Origin of the sequence: Variovorax glucosi, assembly GCF_051216695.1 — a bacterium.
Lineage (GTDB): Bacteria > Pseudomonadota > Gammaproteobacteria > Burkholderiales > Burkholderiaceae_C > Variovorax.
This window is the reverse complement of sequence record NZ_JBPJZE010000122.1, coordinates 1-1,371: the sequence shown is the minus strand read 5'-3', so window position 1 is coordinate 1,371 and position 1,371 is coordinate 1. Positions and strand designations below refer to the sequence as shown.

Genomic DNA, 1,371 nt, shown 5'->3' with positions numbered 1-1,371 from the left:
GCCTGCTTGACCAGCTGCTGCAGCCCATCGGTGATGCGATCGACCGTCGGCATGTCGCGCGGCTTCAGCTCGGCGCCCGGCACCTTGGCGAACAGGGTGCGGCCGATGTCGTTGGTGCCCATCAGGATGATCGCGTGCGTCACGCTGCTCTGCCGCAGTGCATCGAGCTCGAACCGGGAGAGGCCGCTGGGCCCCAAGCCGTTGGTCAGCAGGCGATTGCCGCCAATGCCGGCATTGAGCACCGCAACGTCTTGCCCGTCGCGCGGCGTATCACGACGGTGCGCACGGACTTGGTGGTGAGCACGTCGAGCCCGGTCACGATCTGGTTCAGCACCAGTGGCGTGGGGCTCTTCAGCTTCGGCGCCATCACCGCGTTGCCGGGCGCCACCCAAGTCGTACCAGGCTCCAGCATGGAGACCGTGGCAAAAGGCGTAGCGCGGTCGAAGAAGGCGCTCACAACCACCGTTTGCCCCGCTTGCACTGGCAGGTCGACGCCGTCGCTCCAGACGTCCGCGCCGGGCGCAACGGTGATGGTGGCGCGACCGCCGAAACGCAGCACGTGCAGCGTGGTCGGCGAGAACGCATCGGCCCCGGTGCCGTGTGCCGCGCTCGCGGCGGCAATGCGTAGCGGCGTCTTGCCGAAGCGGTTCGAGAAGCGGATGCGGATGCGCTCGCCATCCAGCGACAGTTCAACCTTCTGGCGCAGTGTCTGCCCGCGCAGGTCATTGCCGGCGGGCGACGAATAGTTCGCACCGCCGGGGGCTGCGGCCATCTCCGTGAAATCGACCGGCGCCACGGCCCAGCTCGCGACCCAATGCGCCTCGGCAGGCTGCCGTGGGTGGTCGTCGGGCGTCACTGCCTGCACGCCGACGGCCAGCACTGCGAGGCAAAGGGCTGCCACCCAGTGCGCGACGGTCACGTCGCGCAGGCGCTCTGCCCAAATGGAAACCAGTTTCATGCGCGCAAAGCGTCGCAGTGTACGGAGCCACTGTTCCCCCGCGCGTGACGAGGTCTAAGGCCGGGTTACCAAGTGTCTACGTAGGCAGAGACAGCCTGTGGTGTTTTCGTCGCGGACGAAAGGCCACGCACCAACCAGGTGCGCGTGTCGGTCGGATCGATCACCGCGTCGATCTCCAGCGTCTGCGCCATGTGGATCGCTTCGCCGTTCGCATACTGCTGCGCGACGAGCTTCTTGAAGAGCGCATCGCGCTCCGCACCCTCGGGTGCAGCGGCCAGTTCCTTGCGAAAACCCAACCGCACAGCACCTTCCAGCCCCATCGCGCCGAATTCGCCGGTGGGCCAGGCCACGGTGAACACCGGCGCGTCGAAGCCCCCCGCCGTCATCGCCTGCGCGCCCAATCCATAGCCCTT

At 67.4% G+C, this 1,371-nt stretch carries 3 protein-coding genes; all 3 read right to left on the bottom strand.

Translation table 11 applies throughout. From position 1 onward, the window contains the following. Positions 1-242: SGNH/GDSL hydrolase family protein (locus ACSFA3_RS23465; RefSeq protein WP_475544578.1), on the bottom strand; the 242-nt coding region annotated here is incomplete at its 3' end. Further along, entirely contained in the window at positions 206-958 is a 753-nt protein-coding gene (locus ACSFA3_RS23460) for a hypothetical protein (protein ID WP_435507827.1), read from the bottom strand. The genes ACSFA3_RS23465 and ACSFA3_RS23460, both read right to left, overlap by 37 nt. Before the next feature lie 65 nt (positions 959-1,023). Further along, a partial coding sequence (locus tag ACSFA3_RS23455) for a carboxyl transferase domain-containing protein (protein WP_435507826.1) occupies positions 1,024-1,371 on the bottom strand: 348 nt, incomplete at its 5' end.